This is a genomic window from Bradyrhizobium brasilense (genome assembly GCF_029714345.1).
GTDB lineage: Bacteria > Pseudomonadota > Alphaproteobacteria > Rhizobiales > Xanthobacteraceae > Bradyrhizobium > Bradyrhizobium australafricanum.
The window spans coordinates 4,135,375-4,152,853 of the sequence record NZ_CP121669.1; the positions used below are offsets into that span (position 1 = coordinate 4,135,375).

Below are 17,479 nucleotides of genomic sequence, written 5' to 3' on the forward strand. Positions count from 1 at the left end.
CTGACCGCCGGAGCGGCTGTGGCTCAGCTCGCGCGAATGGGAGGCTGCAATGGCAACCAGATCCAATCTTTCGAAGGCTGAACTCGCGCGTAGCGTTGCCGGCGCTACATCGGCATTGGTGCTTAGTGCGCTCGTCCTGTTCGTCGCCGCGCATCACCTGAGCGGCGGGTAGGCAGGCCGCGCGTGCCGCGCCGATCCATCAAAGCAGGAAGGTCCCGATCAGGAGGCCGGCCGCAAACGCCCAAAGCCCGAGGGTGCAGGCCGATATGACCCGGACGAGATTGCGCAGATCCACGTCCTGCCAGCTGCTATGGGACCGATACGTCAATTGCAGGCACCCCCTGCGGTGGCCGCCTTTGCTTCGCTTTTGCTTCCTGGGCCGACAGCCTGTTCCCGATAGGTGCCGAAATGAAGGCAACCGGTGGTGGCGCCCGATCACGCATTTGCGAGGCGTCGCCTAACGCGCGATGAGATCGGGTGCCGTCGTCGTCGCGCTTTAGCTCATTGTTTGAGCATGATTTTTTCGGAAAACCGGCGCGCATTCTTCCGGCTCATGCTCGGGCGTGCGGTATTGTCTTGCTGTCTGTGGGGGCGCCCGCGGCCGGTCAGGCGGCCCGGCGCTTGCGGGTACGTGCCGCCTTTTTCGCCGAGCGCGACCGCTCCGCCGCGGGGCGGCTCGCGGCCGCCTTGCCGCCGAGCTTGCCGCCCTTGCGCGACGGGGAATGATCCTCGCGCGTGCCTCGGCCGGAGCCGCTCTTCTTGCCGCCGTGGGTCTCCTTGTTGACGGTCGCCCATGCGCGCCGCTCGGCCTCGCGATCCGGAACGCCACGCGTCTCGTAGCCTTCCTCGATGTGCTCGGCCTGCCGTTTCTGCTTGTCGGTATAACTCGACTTGTCGCCTCTGGGCATCGCGCTCTCCTGTCTATTTTGATCGAGACGTCTGCCGGACTTCGGCCGTGTCGTCGTTCGGCTCGACGACCTCGAATCTGGACCGGCTGAAGCGGCCCAATCCGCTGAGCTCGTAATAGCCGTCACGTTCGATATCCCTTGTCACCTCGTAGACGCGTCCGAGCGAGAGCGTGTCCCGCTGCAACGTGTTGTCGACGCAGCGAACGTGAAAAATCTTGCCGGTTTCGGCCATGCGCTCATCCTGAATTGTTGGTCTGGTTCGGCGTTACTTATCGCGCAACGTCACGATCGCAACCGGCAACCCTGCCGCGGGCCGATCACGAAATTTCGTTCGGTAACTTCCATTCGGGCGCCGGTTCGAAGACTTCGCTGTCGCCGGGAATTCGCTTCATGTGATAGCCGGCCGGCAGCACCTGGCCCGGCGCTTCATCCGCCACCGGAACGTCGAAGATCAGTCCGCAGATCAGTGCATGTTCCCACGCTTGCTTCTCCGTCGGAAAAGCCTTGTCGATCTGTCTGTCGCGATCGAACAGCGCGTAGGGCATCTGGCATCCTCGCTGCATTGGCTTGGCGCAGGCGGCTCGCTTGTCGTTCGCCCGATATGTCGAAAACGTCCGTTGCCGACCGGTGTTCCTAAATTCGCCCGCCAGCCGCGAACGCCGAGCCGCTCCCTTGCATGATATCGCTGAGATATTTCGCCGGTGGCTTGCCGAGCGCCTTCTTGAACATGGTGATGAAGGCTGTGACGGATTCATAACCGAGTTCGGACGAGACCTGCTGAACGCTCGCGCCGGCGGAGAGTTCGCGCAACGCGACGATCAAATGCAGTTGCTGACGCCAGCGTCCGAATGTCAGGCCGGTTTCCCTCAGGATGAGACGCGCGAGACTGCTCTCGCTCAGCGCCACGCGTTCGGCCCATTCGGCCATCGTGCGGCGATCGGCCGGATCGTCGGCGAGCGCTGCCGCGATCCGTCGCAAGCGTGGCTCGGGCGAGATCGGCAGATGCAGCTGCTGCAGCGGCATGCGCGGCAATTCGCTCAGCAGCAATTGCGCAACGAGGGTTTCAGTGCCGTGGTCCTGCTGCATACGGTCGGAAAGCGCGATGATCAGCTCTCGCAGCAAGGGTGAGATCGACAATGTGCAGCAGCGGTCGGGCAGGTCGGCCGCATCGGGCTCGATGAAGACGAAGAAGATTCGTGCATTGGCGGTTGCGATATTGGTGTGGCGCGTGCCGCCGGGAAGCCAGACGCCGCAATGCGGCGGCACCATCCACAACCCGTTCGGAACGCGGCACATCACGCCGCCGCCGAGCGCGAAGACGAGCTGTCCCTTCCGGTGCGCATGCTCGGCCGCCTCGACCTTGTTTTCGGTGACGTCGAGGCGCACGGCGATGGCCGCCGCCGCGACGTCATCCGGATCAAGGTCCGGCCAGGGATAGCGAAGTTGAAAGCCCATAACGGAGCTGGAAACCCGTCGAGTGACCGAATTTAGCGATCGATAGAATAGATATGTAAATTCTCCCGACAACCAAGTCGATAGCTTGGCGCATGCAGATGGGCAGGAGCATGCGATGACGATGATAGCGCCGATGCGCACGCTGGGCGGGCAGGGCCTGTTGTTGACGGGGATCCTGCTGATCGCCTCGACGCTCCGCGCGCCCATTACCGGCGTCGCGCCGATGCTCGGCATGATCAGTGAGACCAGCGGGATCAGCGCGGCGGAGGCCGGAATCCTGACGACGCTGCCCTTGCTGGCGTTCGCCGCGATCTCACCTGTTGCAGCTGTGCTCGGGCGCGAATGGGGCATCGAGCGGTCGCTGTTCGGTGCGCTGCTTGTCATCGCGGCCGGGATCGCGCTGCGCTCGTCCGGTCCGGTCTGGGCGCTGTTCGCGGGCACCGCCACCATTGGTGCCGGAATCGCCGTTGGAAATGTGCTGCTGCCGAGCCTGCTCAAGCGGGACTTTCCGACCCGTATCGCCAGCCTGACCGGCGCTTACGCGATCACGTCCGCATTGGCCCAGGCGCTCGCATCGGTCGTGGCCATCCCGCTTGCGCAATTGCCGGGATCGAACTGGCATCTCTCGCTTGCGAGCACGCTGATCTTTCCGGTGGTGGCGCTGATAGCCTGGGCACCCCAGCTGGGGGCGCACGCGGCCCCGACGGTCGAGCCGGCCTCGCCGCCGCATCGCGGGCGCATCTGGCACTCGCTGCTCGCCTGGCAGGTGACTGGCTTCCTCGGCCTGACCTCGCTGGTGTTCTACATCATCGTCGGATGGTTGCCCGCCATCCTCGTGCAGGCAGGCTACCCGGCGGCGACGGCGGGTACGCTGCACGGTGGGCTGCAATTGGCGACCGCGGTCCCCGGCCTGATCCTCGGGCCGATGGTCCGGCGCATGAAGGACCAGCGCGGGATTGCGATTGCCGTGTCGCTTGCAACCTGCGTCTCGCTGCTGGGATTGTGGCAGCTTCCGGCGCTCGCAATGCTGTGGGTCGCGCTGTTCGGCTTCGGGGCAGGTGCGGCCTTCCTCCTCGGCTTGACATTCGTCAGCCTGCGAACCTCGCACAGCCACCAGGCGGCCGCGCTGTCCGGCATGGCGCAGTGCCTCGGCTACTCGCTCGCCGCTGCGGGTCCGCCGCTCGCCGGACTTGCCCATGATGCGACCGGAGGCTGGGAGGTTGCGCTCGCGTGCTGCGCCGTCGCGACGGTGCTGATGGCAGTCCTGGGCCGATCAGCCGGCCGCGCGGCGACAATCTGATTGTCGTTCGATGCGGAAATATCGCGAGCCAGATCCGGCTCGCAACAAGGCGTGGCGGCGGGCGGTCGGTTGTCTGCGCCGCAGGCGCGCGCTAGAGAAGGCGGGAAGCCTCGCAAGCAAGAGCCAAGGGAAAAGTATCGTTGAGGACATCTGCCAGCACGCGCATCGCGATCGGATCGACGCTCTTTGCCTTGGCGTCGAGCGCATTCCTTTTTCTGGTTCCTCCGAGTCCGATCGACAGGAACCTGTTGCGTGGCGCCTTCCGTCTCTACAAGGGATATGCGTATCTCATCCCCGTCAAATACGTGGACGGCACGCTCGAGACTGCCCGATTGTACGAAGACGACCGGCTTCTCGGCCCTGCGAACACCGCCCAGCAAGAGATCATCGACAAGGGTGCCGGCCGCTTCGCATTTTACCGGGACACCTGGAATTACTTCGGCCCGGCCTTGATGTTTTCGACAAGCGACAATACAGACCCGAATACCAACGGCAGGAAGTATCACCTCAGATGACGAACTGACCTGCGCTGTGTCCGGCTGTCGTCACGTCGTGCGTATCACGCCCAGTTCCTTCGACCGTTGGAGCAGAGCCGGCCGGTAAGGCGGGGAGGGATCGTCGTCGTCAGGGATGGCGCAATGGCCGAACTCCTGCTGGATGCGCTGGATCTCCATGACCCGATCGTTCAACCGCTGCAGATGTTCAAGCGACGTTGCCTTCCAGTAGCGGAAGGTATCGAACGTAATCGGCACGAAGGCGGTGCCGAACAGCGTTGGTTCAGGCACGATGGTCCGCCCGAGCAACAGGTAGCGGTCAGGACCGACGATGACGAGGGTGGCATACGGCCGGCCTTCACTTACCCTGAGGCCCTTCAGCGAAAGTTCGCACAGCTTGCTGAAATAGGGTTCCTCGCGCCAGCGGTCGGGATCATCGAGGTCGACCTGCACATTCAGCGCGTCGAGCCCGAAATGCGGCACCATGCCCGTGGTCTCGGGAAACCAATCATCATCGAGGTGGCCTTGCAGCCAGGCACAGCTGAATGAGCGGCACTGCCGGGGACGCTCGTGGTAGATCTCGCATCCGCCGCCCGCCAGGATGTGGCTGCAGACCGTATTCACCGGCTTGCCGAGATCGGTCACCTCAAGCACCTTGCAGCAGAGGGTGCATGATCCACATTGCCTGACCGTCGGAGCCACGGGAAAGCCGAGGGCCCACGAGCCCTGCCGTTCGCGGAGGAGCAGCTTCTGCTTCTCCAGCGCGCTCAGTGCACGCTCGACCTTGAGACGCGACAATCTGGTCACGCCGATAATATCTTTCGTCGTCGTCGCGCCGCTCTCGACCGCCCGAACGACGACCAACGCCACTTGATCCATTGTTTTTCTTCTTGTCCGGCTCGTGGCCGGTTCTTCTTGTGCAGTGTTTTTGGCCGCCGGTATTCGGCGACGGTGTATTCCAGTGCAATCCGGAACGTGCCGCGACCGACGGCTGCGAGATTCTACCGAAGCGTATCGGCGAGGGCGGAATGTCGCATCCGATAAACGCGCATGGCATCCCTGAGGACAAATCGTCGTGATTGGCAGCGATAGGCGTTGGGTCCGCGAGCGTCTGCAAGGTCAGAGTGGTCTCGTGTCATCGGCAATGTCACGAGAATGCGAATGTGTGGCTAGCAGACCGTGCAACACGTTCAGTGTCGTCCCTGCGAAAGCAGGGACCCATAACCACCGATGGTTATCGTTGAAGGCCGCTGGAACGACGAGTCCCTTTCACAACATCCGCCGCGGAGTATGGGTCCCTGCTTTCGCAGGGACGACACTGTGGGTGAGGCGCCACCTGCTTACAGCCGCGGGCTCGCCGCCACCCTCTTAAATTCGCGATTGCTGGTTGCCTCAGCTTCAGGCAATGACGGTCTGCAATGAACAAGAGCTTCGAGGAAACTGCCGCTCGTCTGGCGCCGGCGATCTTTGTCGTGCTGTGGAGCACCGGATTCATCGGCACCAAATACGTCATCAACAATGCGGAGCCGCTGACCTATCTGGCGATCCGGATGGCGTTCGTGGTGGTGGTGATGGCGGTCATCGCCGCGATCGCGCGGCCGAATTGGCCGGACCGGATTGGCATTTTCCACAGCGCGGTCGCCGGCATCCTCGTGCACGGCTTCTATCTCGGCGGCACCGCGATTGCGATCGCGCATTCGGTTCCGGCCGGGCTGTCGGCCTTGATCCCGGGCCTGCAGCCGATCCTGACCTCGACCATTGCCAACCGCTGGCTGGGCGAGCGCGTCACGCCGCTGCAATGGGGCGGGCTGGTGCTCGGCCTCGCCGGCGTCGTCTTGATCCTGCACAACCGGCCGATGACGGGCGAGGCCGGGTGGGGCTGGCTCGCCTCCGGCGTCTCGCTGATCAGCATCACCTTGGGCACGCTCTATCAACGGCGCTATTGCAACCGGATCGACTGGCGCGCCGGCAATCTGGTGCAGTACATCGCGGTGACGATCTTCTTCGGCATCGGCGCCTTTGTGTTCGAGACCAATGTGGTGCATTGGACCGGCGAGTTCGTGCTGGCGCTGGCCTGGCTGGTGTTCGCGCTGTCGATCGGCTCGATCGGGCTGTTGTACTGGCTGATCCGTCACCACGCCGCGACCTCGGTCGCGAGCCTGTTCTATCTGGTGCCGGCGGTGACCGCGCTGATGGCCTACGTCCTGTTCGACGAGCGGCTGGATCATGTCGCCATTGCCGGCATGGCCGCCTGCGCCGCGGCGGTGCTGCTGGTCAATCGCCGCGCTTAGTCTTTGCGACGGATCTTCGCGTAAGCTGCAAGCGCGCGTTCGCGCCCCTGCTTGTGATCAACGATCGGCGGCGGGTACGTCTTGCCGAGTTCGATGCCGGCGCTCGCCAGCTCGATCGGTGTCGCTGTCCAGGGCTGATGGATCAGCTCGTTGGAGAGCTGCGCGAGCTCCGGCACCCAGCGCCTGACATAGCCGCCGTCGGGATCGAATTTCTCGCCCTGCAGGACCGGATTGAAGACGCGGAAATAGGGCGCGGCGTCAGCGCCGCAGCCCGCGACCCATTGCCAGTTGGCGGGATTGGAGCCGGCATCGGCATCGACCAGCGTATCCCAGAACCATTGTTCGCCTGTGCGCCAGTCGATCAAGAGGTGCTTGACCAGGAACGAGGCCGCCACCATCCGCACCCGGTTGTGCATCACGCCGCTGTGCCAGAGCTCGCGCATGCCGGCATCGACGATCGGATAGCCGGTGAGTCCGCGCTGCCACGCCTCCAAGGCAAGGGCGTTGCGCCTCCACCGAAAGGCATCGAACTGCTCCTGCAAGTTCCGATCCGCCATGTCGGGGACGTCGAACAGCAGGTGGCGGCAGAATTCGCGCCAGCCGAGCTCGCTGAGGAACTTGTCGATGTCGCCGGCAAGGCGCGAGTCTTCCGCGGCGGCGAAGCGGGCCGCATGCCAGACCTGGCGCGGGCTGATCTCGCCGAAGCGCAGATGTGGCGACAGGCGCGAGGTGCCGTCGCGGTCGGGCCGATCGCGGTCGTCGGCGTAACCGCTGATCCCCTCATCGAGGAATCGCTTCAGCCGCGCCTGCGCCGCGGCTTCACCCGGTGTCCATGTCTCGCGCAGGCCGCCGGCCCAATCCGGCCTGTCGGGCTCGAGCTTCCAATTGCCGAGGTCCTCGCTCGCGACGCCGCTGATGGATGTAAGCTTCTTCGGCGCCGGCAACGGCTTTGGCGGATCGCCGAGGCCTTGGACGCGCCGCCAGAACGGCGTGAACACGCGCAAGGCTCGGTTGTTCTTGTTGCGGATCGCCTTCGGTTCGACGAGCAGATCGCCGCGGAAAATTTGCGAGTCGATGCTGTCACTTGCGAGCGCGGCTTCGACTTCTCTGGCAACGGCCTGATGCGGCGCATGCGCGATGTCGTTCCAGAATACGGCGCGTGCGCCGATTTCGCGCGCCACCGTGGCGATCACCGACGCGGCCGGTCCGGTGCGCAGCACCAGCGATCCGCCTGCCATGGCGAGGCTCTTGCCAAGTGCGCGCAACGACTGCGCCAGCCACCAGCGCGTCGCACCCCCAAGCCGACGTACGGCCGGCGGCATCAATGCACGGCTCTCTTCGTCACGCACATAGAGGCCGACGACCGGCGCGCCGCTTGCCGCCGCCTCATGCAACGCCGGGTGATCCGACAGCCGCAGATCGTCACGAAACCAGACGATGATCGGCTGTGCGCGGGTCACCCGGACGTAGTGAGCCTGCCGTTACTTCGGCTGCGGCACGATGCGGATGTAAGGCTTCGGCGCCTTCCAGCCCTGCGGGTAGATCGTCTTGGCCTCGTCGTCGCTGACCGAGCCCGCGATGATCACGTCCTCGCCCTGCTTCCAGTCGGCAGGGGTGGCGACGCGATGCTTGGCGGTCATCTGCAGCGAGTCGATCGAGCGCAGGATCTCCTGGAAATTGCGGCCGGTGGTCATCGGATAGACCATCACCAGCTTGATCTTCTTGTCCGGTCCGATCACGAACACGTTGCGGACAGTCTGGTTGTCGGCAGGGGTGCGGGTGAGGGGATCGCCCGAGGTCGAGGCCGGCAGCATGTCGTAGAGCTTCGACACGTTGAAGTCGGTGTCGCCGATCATCGGATAGTTCGGCGCCGCGCCCTGGGTTTCCTTGATGTCGTCGGACCATTTGGCGTGGCGGTCCACCGGGTCGACCGACAAGCCCATCAGCTTGACGCCGCGCTTGTCGAACTCAGGCTTCAGGCGGGCGAGCGCACCGAGCTCGGTGGTGCAGACCGGGGTGAAGTCCTTGGGATGGGAGAACAAAAGCGCCCAGCTGTTGCCGATCCAGTCATGGAACTTGATCTTTCCTTCGGTGGTCTCGGCTTCGAAGTCGGGGGCGACGGCGCCAATCTGAAGTGCCATGATTTTACCTCATCTCTTTGAAGTTGCGATTGAATTTGTATTTGAGGCTGTCTGTTCCAGTATAGGACGGGATAAGGCTTAAGTGAACGGGTTCTGAAAAAAGGTGAAACATTTCTCCTTGAGGGTGGAATTCCAAGCAACTTGTTTTGATCCGGATCCCCGCGGCGAAATATCAGCTGCGGCACAAAGGCTTGGAAATGCCCAGATAATGCCGCTTATCGCAGTCATCACGCCGGCCCTGGCTGCTATAGGACTGAACCGTGACGACGTTTAAAGCGACCAAATAGCAACCATCTAAAAATCTCGGAACGCAAGTTCCGAATCATTAACCACTCGTTTACGCCCGCATGGAAAAGCTGGCCTGAGATAGGAATTGAAAGCCCCCACAATGTCTACCCCAAGTACCAAGACCGCTGAGCCTCTCAGCGGTGCGTTGCATCCGTCCTGCCGCAAGACTGCCGCCCATGCGCTCACCATCGTGCGCGACGGCGTGATCACCGGCGAAGGCCCGACCACCAAGGGCCGCATCCATTTCTCCCGGTCTCTCGATGCCGATGACGCTGCCTGGTGCGCGCGCATCCTGACGGCGGCCGCGGTCGAGCATCAGCCGGTCAGCCGGGCCGAGATCGAGGCGCTGTTCGCGATCAACGAGGCCGCCGCCGAGCGCAGCGATGGCGGCCGGTTCGACGATCTGCTCGCCAAGGCGATCGCCCACCATGCCGCCTCCGAGTCCGGCCTGCCGGTGCCGCCGCGCACGGTGGCGCTGTCGCCCGACACCGAGATCGATCGCTGGGCGCCGAGGCAGGGCGCCAAGATGGACACCAAGGTCCTGGAGTGGATCGCGGGCCAGATGCGCGGTCAGCGCCGCACCGGCCGCGCGCTGGCGGCGATGGTGGCGACGCTGGTCGGCGCGACTGCGCTGCCGCTCGCGGCGCAGCTCCCCAACGTGTTCGACATCGGAATGATGTAAACCATCATCCCGCGTGACTGGAATTCGAGCAGAGCGGCGGGGATTACTTCCCCGCCGTTTTCTGTTTGCCACCGGTTTCCTCGAGCCCGAGCGTCCGCCCCGGAAACCCGGCGACGTCGAAATAGCGGGTCGAGAGCACGCGTTGGAATTTCAGCACGGTGCGCAGGCCGTTGGCCGACGGCTTCTTCGACATGATGGTGCCCTCGGCCATCTTCGGCACGATGCCGTTCGGCAGCGCCTCCGACATCACCCGGCCGATCAAGCCGCCATTGTTCGGCGCGCGCAGGCCGAGCAGCTGGGCCGCGGTCATGCCGACATCGGCGTTGCTGACCGGCAGCGGATCGACATAGCCCGCCTTGAAGTCGGGGCCGATCGCCGCGGTGAAGTTGAAGGTGTCGCCGCGGCTGAAGCTGCCATGCATGCCCTGGCCCTGGCGCAGCACGGTGTCGGCGATCTGCACCGAGCAGTTGGTGGGGATCTCGCAGCCGCTCGACCAGGAGCGGAAATTGACCACGATCGACGGGTTCGGCGTCACCGCCTTGCCCTTCAGATTGAGGTTCGACATCGGGAGCGTGCCGGGGAAGGTGCCGAGCTTGTCGTCGACAAACAGGCCGCTGACATAGTCCTGCTCGAGCAGCGCCTTGATGACGCGGTCGGCGAGCTTCTTGTCGCGGTTCGGCAGATAGATCAGGTCCGAGCCGCCATTGGTCGCGATCACGACGTCAGGCTTGGCCGGGTCCTGGCCGAGCACGCCGTTGCCGGCCTTCGGATGGGCATTGTCGGCGACCTTCGCGTTCTTGTCGTTGGGGTCGAACAGCGGCAGGTCCAGCGCCTTGGCGAGGTCGATCGCCAGAAAGCCCATCGGCAGGAAATCCTTCGGCGTGTCGCTATAGGCGATCTTGGCCGAGGGGCTGGTCTTGCTCTCCTTCGAGATCGTCGAGAACCCGTGGTCGGAGGAGATCATGATGTTGGTGTCGGCGGAAAGGCCGAGCTCGTCAAGCGCCTTGCGCAGCTGCGCGAGGTTGTTGTCGGCGTTCTTGATGCCCGCCATCGAGGTCGGGCCGTTGATGCCGGGGGTGATGGTGTTGAGGCTGTCGCCGGTGTTGTGCTGGCTGCCGTCCGGATCGCGCGACCAGAACACCAGCACGAACGGCTTGTTGCGCGCCTTGAACATCGGCAGCACCACCTTGGTCGCGACGTCGGCCATGTAGGCCTGCTGCGCCACGTTGGCGACCGTGGTGCCGGGCGTCTTGGCATCGCCCGCCTTGGCGTTGTCGCCGCGGCTCGGGGTGGCGAGCGGAAGACCGGCCTTGGTCAGGGCCTCCTTCATCTCGTCGGAGAGCGGCACGCCGGTCTTGCCGCCGGTGGAATCGTCGACCACGATCGTGTTCTTGCCGCGATCGGTGTGGTCGAACAGCAGGGTCGGGCCGACCTTGCCGATGGCGGCGGTGCTGAAACCCTGGCCGCGGGCCATCTTTAGCAGCGTCTCCTCGTTGAGGTAGTCGCCGTTGAAGTGATCGTCGACATCGGCGAGCACCGCGTCGTTCTCGATGAAGGGGACCACGGTGTCGCCCGCCGGCGCCGAGGTGTAGCCGGTATAGATCGTGTTGGAGAAGGTGCCGGTGTCGCCGAGATAATGGCCGGTCGACAGCGCCGAGCTGTTCGCCATCGTGAAGGTCGGGAACAGCGAGTGTGAATTCTTGAAGTTGACGCCCTTGTCTCGGATTTCCGCCATCGCAGGCGCCGTCTGCGGCGTCACGATGCCGCCACGCAGGCCGTCCGGGACGAACAGGATGAGGTTGCGGGGCTTGGCGTTCTGCGCCGAGGCGGCGCCCGCCGAAAGCGCGATCATGCTCGCGGACAGTAAGGTAATGGCACGACGCATATTGCTGTTCCCCCTGATGAAGCCCCGCGGCAGCCCGCCGCAGCCTTCGTTTAGTTTTGCCATATGACAGAAATGTTACAGCGCTTGCTCGGCGCTGTAACGGCCGGATTTTTCCCGCGGGACGCCGGTCAACACACCGTCATTCCGCAGGCTGAATCGCGGTTCTCTCATTGCGCGCAGCGCTGCCGGCATGCCCGTACCGGGCATAGAGCGCCGGCAGCACGGCGAGCGTCAGCAGGGTCGCGCTGATCAGGCCGCCGATCACGACGGTGGCGAGCGGCTTCTGCACCTCGGCACCGGTGCCGGTGGCGAACGCCATCGGCACGAAGCCGAGCGAGGCCACCAAGGCGGTCATCACCACGGGGCGGAAGCGGGTGAGGGCGCCTTGCTCGATGGCTTCCCCCATCGGCACGCCGCGCTCGCGCAATTGCCTGATAAAGCTCAGCATCACGAGCCCGTTCAGCACCGCAACGCCCGACAGTGCGATGAAGCCGACCGCCGCCGAGATCGAGAACGGCATGCCGCGCAGCCAAAGTGCGGCGATGCCGCCGGTGAGCGCTAGCGGCACCGCGCTGAACACCAGCAGCGCATCGCGGGCCGAGCCCATCGCCGCCAGCAGCAACAGGAAGATCATCGCAAAACAGGCCGGCACCACGATGGCCAGGCGCTGGCGCGCTGCGGCGAGATTCTCGGATTGGCCGCCCCAGGTCATCCAATAGCCCGGCGGTAGCTGCACCGATTGCGTGACTTTTGCCTGGGCTTCCTCGACCACCGAGCCGAGATCGCGGCCGCGAACATTGGCCGTCACTACGATGCGGCGCTTGCCGTTCTCGCGGCTGATCTGGTTCGGCCCTTCGGTGAAGGAGAACTGGGCGACGCGGTTGAGCGGCAGGCTCTGCACCGGCGAACTCGGCGTCGCCTTCGGCAACGCGACCGGCAAATTGCTCAGCGCCTCGAGATCGGAGCGCACGCTCTCCGGCAATCGCACCACGATGTCGAAGCTGCGGTCGCCTTCGTACACGACGCCGGCATCCTGGCCGCCGACCGCGGCGCCGATCACGTCCTGCACGGCCGAGACGCTGAGGCCGCGCCGGGCAATCGCCGCCTTGTCGACCTTGATCTCGAGCACGGGCAGGCCGCCGGCCTGTTCGACCTTGACGTCGGTCGCGCCGCGCACGCTGCGCAGCGCTGATGCAATCTGGTTGGCGGCTTTCTGCATCGGCCCGAACTCGTCACCGAACACCTTGACCGCGATGTCGCCGCGAACGCCGGCGAGCAGCTCGTTGAAGCGCATCTGGATCGGCTGGGTGAATTCATAGACGTTGCCGGGCAGCCGGCCAACCGCCTTCGAGATGTCCTCGATCAGTTGCTCCTTGGTCAGCGATGGGTCCGGCCACTGCTCGCGCGGTTTCAGGATGATGAAGGTGTCGGACGCGTTCGGCGGCATCGGATCGCTCGCCACCTCCGCGGTGCCGGTCTTGGAGAAGACGAACGACACCTGCGGAAAGCGGCTGACGGCCTTCTCGACCGACAGCTGCATCGCCTGCGACTGTGACAGCGCCGTGCTCGGAATCCTGAGCGCGTGCATGGCGATGTTCTTCTCGTCGAGCGAGGGGATGAACTCCTGGCCGAGGCGGAAGAACCCGAACATGGCGGTTGCGAACAGCACGACCGCTACCGCGATGACCGGGATCGGCGTTGCAACCGCGCGCCGGAGCAGCGGGCTGTAGCAGCGCTTCAGGGCGGCAACGAGCCGGTTTTCCTGCTCCTGCACGCGGCCGGTGATGCCGATCGCGATCAGCGCCGGAACCAGCGTCAGCGACAGCACGAAGGCGGCCGCAAGCGCAAGGATCACGGTCAGCGCCATCGGCTCGAACATCTTGCCTTCGACGCCGGTGAAGGTCAGCAGCGGCACATAGACCAGGAGGATGATGGCCTGGCCGTAGAGGCTCGGCTGCACCATTTCCACAGCGGATGCCCGCACCGTCGCCAGCCGTTCATCGCGCGTCAGCACGCGGCCGAGCGCATGCTGCTTCTCGGCGAGGCGACGCAGGCTGTTTTCGGTGATGATCACGGCGCCGTCGACGATCAGGCCGAAATCCAGCGCGCCAAGGCTCATCAGATTGGCGCTGATCCGGCCCTGCCACATGCCGATCGCGGTCATCAGCATCGCGACCGGGATCACCAGCGCCGTGATCAATGCCGCGCGGAAATTGCCGAGCAGCACGAACAGCACGGCGATCACGAGCAATGCGCCTTCGCTGAGGTTGCGCGCGACGGTGCCGATCGTTGCATCAACCAGCTGGGTGCGATCCAGCACCGTCTTGACCTCGATGCCGGCCGGCAGGGACGGCATGATTGTCCGCAGTTTGGCGTCGACCGCGGCCGACACGGTGCGGCTGTTGGCGCCGATCAGCATCAGCGCGGTGCCGACCACAACCTCGCGGCCGTTCTCGCTGGCGCTGCCGGTGCGCGTCTCACCGCCGATCGAAAGCGTGGCGAGGTCGCGGATCCGAACCGGGACGCCGCCGCGGGTAGTGACGACGACGGCGCCGAGCTCGTCGATGTTCTCGAGCCGGCCGCCGGAGCGCACGACGAAGCCTTCGCCGTTGCGCTCGATATAGCGCGCACCGCGGCTGACATTGTTGGTCTCGATCGCCTTGGCAACGTCGGCAAAGGTGAGGCCGAGCGCGATCAGCTTCGCCGCATCGGGGTGAACCTGATACTGCTTGAGGTATCCGCCGATCGTATCGACGCCGGCGACACCAGGCACCATCTTGATCTGCGGCTTGATGATCCAGTCCTGCACGGTACGCAGATAGGCGTCCTTCTCGACCTCGCTTTGCAGCATCTGGCCGTCCGCCGTCAGGAAGCGGCCGTCGCTTTGCAGGCCCGGCGCGCCGTCGGCCTGCACTTTCTGCCCGGAATAATGGACGGTCCACATGTAGATTTCGCCAAGGCCGGTCGAGGTCGGGCCGATCCGCGGCTCGATGCCTTGCGGCAGGCGCGCGCGGACATCGGTCAGGCGCTCGCCGACCTGCTGGCGGGCGAAATAGATGTCGGTGGCCTCGCTGAACACCGCCGTGATCTGCGAGAAGCCGTTGCGGGAGAGCGAGCGCGTGCTCTCGAGGCCGGGCGCGCCGGCCAGGGCCGTCTCGATCGGGAAGGTGATCTGCTTCTCGATTTCCGCCGGCGACAGCGCCGGGGCCACGGTGTTGATCTGGACCTGCTTGTTGGTGATGTCGGGCACCGCGTCGATCGGCAGCCTGGTCAGCGCAAGGCCGCCGAGGACCATCAGGATCGCCGCCAATGTGACGACTACCCAGCGCCGTTGGATCGCAAGACCGATGATGCGCTCAATCATGGCCGTGCTCCGCCTCGTCCTTCTCGAACTCCGCTTTCAGCGTGAAGGTGTTCTGCACCGCGATGGTCTCGCCGGCTGTGAGGCCGGCAACGATCTCGATATCGTCGTCGTCCTCGCGGCCGGTCCGCACCGATCTTGCCTCGAAGCCGTCAGCATCGCGCACGAACACGGTCGGCGTCCCCTTGATAGTTTGAAGCGCCTTCTTCGAGACGATCACGGTCGACGGCGTGCCTGACAGCGGGACTTCCGCGGTGACAAAGGTGCCCGGCTTCCAGCGGTGGTCCTTGTTGGGCATGGTCGCGATCACGCGCGCGTTGCGGGTCTCGCGGTCGAGCAGGGGGCTGACGAAGATCACACCGGCATTGGCTTCATCTTCGGTGCCGATGGCGCGGATTTTCACCGAAACGCCTTCGCGGACCGCGCCGATGTCTTCGGGGGAAACCGCCAAATCGACCCAGATGTCATCGAGATTGACGATGACATAGAGCTCGCTCTCCTGGCCCTCGCGCCCGATCAATCCGCCGAGATCGACGCGCCGCTCGGACACCCGGCCGCTGATCGGCGCGCGCAAGAACTGCGTCCGCAGGCTCTCCGGGGGCTGGTTCGGCAGGTCGGCGATCTCGGCCTCCGAGAGGCCAAGCGCAAACAGCTTCTGCCGGGCGCCGTCGAGCTTGATCTGGGCATCGTTCGCGGTCAGCCGCGTGCGCAGGAACTCGTTTTCCGACACGATGCGGGTCTCGACCAGCGTCTTCTGCCGCGCGTAGAGGGTCTGCTGCAAATCGTTGGTGAGCCGTGCGGCGAGGTATTCGCTCTTGGCGTCGGCCACCTCGCGGCTTTCGATCGCGGCGACGATCTCGCCCTTCTCGACGACATCGCCGAGGCGCTTGCGCAGTTCCGTGACCGTCGCGAGCACGCGCACCGATACCCGGCCGATGTGATCCGCATCGGGGATCAGCGATCCCGGCGCAAGGAAATGCCGCTTCAGCATGCCGCCGCTGGCTTGCGCGAACGTGATGCCGGCTTCGCGAACCTGGTCTTCGCTCAGCTCGATATGTCCGGGGGCCTCGTGCCGGGCCTCGGTCTTTGTATCTGTCGTCGCAGTCTCCTGCGTCGCGGCCGGGAACCTGACCGGCCAGCCGATCCATCCGGCCGCCACAACGACCAGTGCAATGCCGGCGGCCACGCCGGCGAAAAATAGAACAACCCGTTTCATATGCGCCTCTCCGCAGCGCAGGCCTATGGCCCTGCGCTGTCGCGACATCGATCTGTGCGGAAGCGTGCGCTGGCGAATGGCAGCAGCGCACGGCCGGTCATGTCGACCGGATCAGGCGCGGGGTGGCTTGAAGGGAGAGAGGCGATCGGCCGAGGCCGGCAGCCCGATGCTGGTGTCGCCGTAGCTGTGCGGCGCATAGGCGATCGGGAACGCGGTCTCCTGCGGAGCCACGGAGGCGACGTGCGTCAGGCAATGGTCGCTGTGAGGCGAGGCGGGATGCGCCGGAGCCTTGCCGCCGGCGTCGTTGATCGGCTGCGCGATCGAGAAACCGGGAGCCGCGTCGGCATCGCCGTCGGAGGTCCAGCCGTGGAAGAACGACAGCACCAGCGCAAGCGAAATCAGTCCCGCAAGCAGGCTGCGCCAGCGGCGCGATCCCGTTGCGTGAGGGGAAGACTGAATCATGGTGCGCGAAGCGTCCATGGGGCCTACTTAGCGCCGTGCCCGCGCGCATTCAAGTTCGGGTCCGCGACAGATTGGCCGTGGATACTATAACGTTACGCGCTGTCTGCGGTTCGGCGCAGCAGCCATCGGCGCGCCGCGACGACCGCCCAGATCGCTTCGACGAGGCCGAACGGCCAGGCGCCCTGCAGGAAACCGTAGGCCGAGCCGAGCGCGCAGGAGACAGCGAAGGCCAGGATGAACCAGGGGCTGCGATCTTCGGCCGCATAGCAGACGAGCATCATGGTCACGGCGAATAACCCGAACAACGTCAGCGCATCCATTCCGCAGCAGAACTCCTGTTGTAACGCCGCTGATATCTGATCATGCTTGGGATGGGATATCCATCCAGCGTCGCCGCCCTGAAAGGACTGCCCCATGAAGCGCATGCATGTTCACGTCGCGGTCAAGGATATCCCGCAATCGGTCGGCTTCTACTCGGCGCTGTTCGGGGCCGAGCCGACGGTCGTGAAATCAGACTATGCCAAATGGATGCTCGACGATCCCCGCGTCAACTTCGCGATCTCGAGCCGCGGCCGCGACCCGGGCCTCGACCATCTCGGCATTCAGGTCGAGAGCGCTGAAGAGCTCGGCGAGGTGTACGGACGGCTGCGCAAGGCAGGCGGCGACGTCATCGAGCAGGGCCAGACGGTGTGCTGCTATGCCAAGTCGGAGAAGTCGTGGATCGACGATCCCGCGGGGATCGCCTGGGAGACGTTCCATACGACCGGTGAGAGCATCGTCTATGGCGACGGTACCGGCGAGCGGACCGCGCGAGTCGCGCACGAGAAGCAGGAAGACAAACAGAGCGCGTGTTGCGCCCCACAGCCCAACGCCGCGCCGCCCGGGGCTTCGGCTTGCTGCAGCTCGTGAGCCGGGAGCTGCCGAGGGGCCAGTTGCGCGCGAGTCCACGCTGGCCTTAACCGTCCGATAACTGATTTTCCTAACCACCCCTTGGGT

At 64.8% G+C, this 17,479-nt stretch carries 17 protein-coding genes; 5 read left to right on the top strand and 12 right to left on the bottom strand.

Annotation, left to right across the window (positions count from 1 at the left end; translation table 11 throughout):
• Positions 1 to 605: 605 nt before the first annotated feature.
• From QA635_RS19305 to QA635_RS19320, 4 genes are all read right to left on the bottom strand, one after another.
• A complete protein-coding gene (locus tag QA635_RS19305; protein ID WP_050385697.1) occupies positions 606 to 908 on the bottom strand; it encodes a hypothetical protein in 303 nt (100 codons plus the stop codon).
• Positions 909 to 921: 13 nt separating this feature from the next.
• Entirely contained in the window at positions 922 to 1,140 is a 219-nt protein-coding gene (locus QA635_RS19310; protein ID WP_168858095.1) for a hypothetical protein, read from the bottom strand.
• 85 nt (positions 1,141 to 1,225) lie between these two features.
• Entirely contained in the window at positions 1,226 to 1,453 is a 228-nt protein-coding gene (locus QA635_RS19315) for a hypothetical protein (protein ID WP_076831268.1), read from the bottom strand.
• An 88-nt stretch (positions 1,454 to 1,541) separates the two neighbouring features.
• The gene (locus QA635_RS19320) at positions 1,542 to 2,363 is read right to left on the bottom strand and encodes an AraC family transcriptional regulator (RefSeq protein WP_283071035.1); all 822 of its coding nucleotides are present in this window, start codon (positions 2,361 to 2,363) and stop codon (positions 1,542 to 1,544) included.
• A 115-nt stretch (positions 2,364 to 2,478) separates the two neighbouring features.
• Between QA635_RS19320 and QA635_RS19325 the strand changes: the two genes are divergently transcribed.
• Entirely contained in the window at positions 2,479 to 3,663 is a 1,185-nt protein-coding gene (locus QA635_RS19325) for an MFS transporter (RefSeq protein WP_283071037.1), read from the top strand.
• Positions 3,664 to 3,803: 140 nt separating this feature from the next.
• Entirely contained in the window at positions 3,804 to 4,178 is a 375-nt protein-coding gene (locus tag QA635_RS19330; RefSeq protein ID WP_225161787.1) for a hypothetical protein, read from the top strand.
• 30 nt (positions 4,179 to 4,208) lie between these two features.
• On the opposite strand, the gene QA635_RS19335 is transcribed toward QA635_RS19330, so the two are convergent.
• Positions 4,209 to 5,036: a YkgJ family cysteine cluster protein gene (locus tag QA635_RS19335; protein WP_283071038.1), complete on the bottom strand. Its 828-nt coding sequence runs from the start codon at positions 5,034 to 5,036 to the stop codon at positions 4,209 to 4,211.
• 539 nt (positions 5,037 to 5,575) lie between these two features.
• Between QA635_RS19335 and QA635_RS19340 the strand changes: the two genes are divergently transcribed.
• Positions 5,576 to 6,448, top strand: a complete 873-nt coding sequence (locus tag QA635_RS19340; protein WP_283071040.1) for a DMT family transporter — start codon at positions 5,576 to 5,578, stop codon at positions 6,446 to 6,448.
• Here QA635_RS19340 and QA635_RS19345 read toward each other — a convergent pair.
• Both QA635_RS19345 and QA635_RS19350 read right to left on the bottom strand, forming a co-directional pair.
• Positions 6,445 to 7,908 (bottom strand): cryptochrome/photolyase family protein, encoded by a 1,464-nt coding sequence (locus QA635_RS19345; protein WP_283071041.1) that lies wholly within the window; start codon positions 7,906 to 7,908, stop codon positions 6,445 to 6,447. The genes QA635_RS19340 and QA635_RS19345 overlap by 4 nt on opposite strands.
• Positions 7,909 to 7,929: 21 nt before the next feature.
• Positions 7,930 to 8,589 carry a peroxiredoxin gene (locus QA635_RS19350; protein WP_092088955.1) on the bottom strand — a complete coding sequence of 220 codons (660 nt, stop codon included), beginning with the start codon at positions 8,587 to 8,589 and terminating at the stop codon, positions 7,930 to 7,932.
• A gap of 388 nt (positions 8,590 to 8,977) precedes the next feature.
• On the opposite strand from QA635_RS19350, the gene QA635_RS19355 reads away from it, so the two are divergent.
• Entirely contained in the window at positions 8,978 to 9,559 is a 582-nt protein-coding gene (locus QA635_RS19355; RefSeq protein ID WP_026192875.1) for a hypothetical protein, read from the top strand.
• A gap of 43 nt (positions 9,560 to 9,602) precedes the next feature.
• Here the strand turns inward: QA635_RS19355 and QA635_RS19360 are convergent, their stop codons facing one another.
• From QA635_RS19360 to QA635_RS19380, 5 genes are all read right to left on the bottom strand, one after another.
• The gene (locus tag QA635_RS19360; protein WP_283071044.1) at positions 9,603 to 11,444 is read right to left on the bottom strand and encodes an alkaline phosphatase family protein; all 1,842 of its coding nucleotides are present in this window, start codon (positions 11,442 to 11,444) and stop codon (positions 9,603 to 9,605) included.
• A 139-nt stretch (positions 11,445 to 11,583) separates the two neighbouring features.
• On the bottom strand, positions 11,584 to 14,808 hold the full coding sequence (locus QA635_RS19365; RefSeq protein WP_283071046.1) for an efflux RND transporter permease subunit: 3,225 nt from the start codon (positions 14,806 to 14,808) through the stop codon (positions 11,584 to 11,586).
• The gene (locus QA635_RS19370) at positions 14,801 to 16,021 is read right to left on the bottom strand and encodes an efflux RND transporter periplasmic adaptor subunit (protein ID WP_283071047.1); all 1,221 of its coding nucleotides are present in this window, start codon (positions 16,019 to 16,021) and stop codon (positions 14,801 to 14,803) included. Before QA635_RS19370 ends, QA635_RS19365 begins: the two co-directional genes overlap by 8 nt.
• A 111-nt stretch (positions 16,022 to 16,132) precedes the next feature.
• Complete coding sequence (locus tag QA635_RS19375; protein WP_283071048.1) at positions 16,133 to 16,483, bottom strand: hypothetical protein; 351 nt, start codon at positions 16,481 to 16,483, stop codon at positions 16,133 to 16,135.
• Between the two features lie 92 nt (positions 16,484 to 16,575).
• Complete coding sequence (locus tag QA635_RS19380; protein WP_018272058.1) at positions 16,576 to 16,803, bottom strand: hypothetical protein; 228 nt, start codon at positions 16,801 to 16,803, stop codon at positions 16,576 to 16,578.
• Positions 16,804 to 16,897: 94 nt separating this feature from the next.
• Here QA635_RS19380 and QA635_RS19385 point away from each other — a divergent pair, with 94 nt between their 5' ends.
• Positions 16,898 to 17,392, top strand: coding sequence for an ArsI/CadI family heavy metal resistance metalloenzyme (locus QA635_RS19385; RefSeq protein WP_283071050.1), 495 nt, complete (start codon positions 16,898 to 16,900; stop codon positions 17,390 to 17,392).
• Positions 17,393 to 17,479: the final 87 nt, after the last annotated feature.